This is a genomic window from Marinobacterium lacunae (genome assembly GCF_000705555.1).
Taxonomy (GTDB): domain Bacteria; phylum Pseudomonadota; class Gammaproteobacteria; order Pseudomonadales; family Balneatricaceae; genus Marinobacterium_D; species Marinobacterium_D lacunae.
This window is the reverse complement of sequence record NZ_JMQN01000020.1, coordinates 1-576: the sequence shown is the minus strand read 5'-3', so window position 1 is coordinate 576 and position 576 is coordinate 1. Positions and strand designations below refer to the sequence as shown.

Here is a 576-nt window from a genome sequence, read left to right as displayed (position 1 = left end):
TCATACATTCCGTACTTGACCAATCCAGTCCAGGGGGACTGGTCTAAAAAGTCCAGATTCTCTTGGCTTCCATATCCTGCGTCTGCGACGATATAATCAGAAGGTTTAATCACTTCTGGAAGAGAATCTAAAAAAGGAATGAGTGTTTTAGTATCGGTTGGATTGGGATAAATTTGAGTATGCAAAACAAACTGGTTTTCTGTTGCGATTTGGATATTGTAACCCGGTTTGAGCTGTCCATTCATCATATGATCATCTTTCATGCGCATGAACGTCGCGTCTTTATCCGTTTTCGAAAAGCTATTTCGGTCGTCAAAGGTTTCATAATAGTTTTCATACTTTTGTTCCCTAGGTATAAAATCATTTTTGAGACGATTTCTGTGCTTTTTCAAGGACCGTCTTTTCTTCTTTAATCGACTGAGTGTTTCTTTTTCATTGGCAGAGGTTAGATCATCTTCTACATTCTGAAGTTCTTCTTCTAATAAATGTTGGAGTTCTGTGATTTCTTCTTTTGAAAATTCTTGGTTAGTATCTCTTTCGATCGCTTGGTCGATAAGGGGGGCGATTTCTTGGTTG

1 protein-coding gene is annotated in these 576 nt (G+C 38.4%); it reads right to left on the bottom strand.

The genetic code is table 11. The features are described from left to right. The coding region (locus ADIMK_RS08400; RefSeq protein ID WP_036186297.1) for a transposase at positions 1 to 576 on the bottom strand (576 nt) is incomplete at both ends.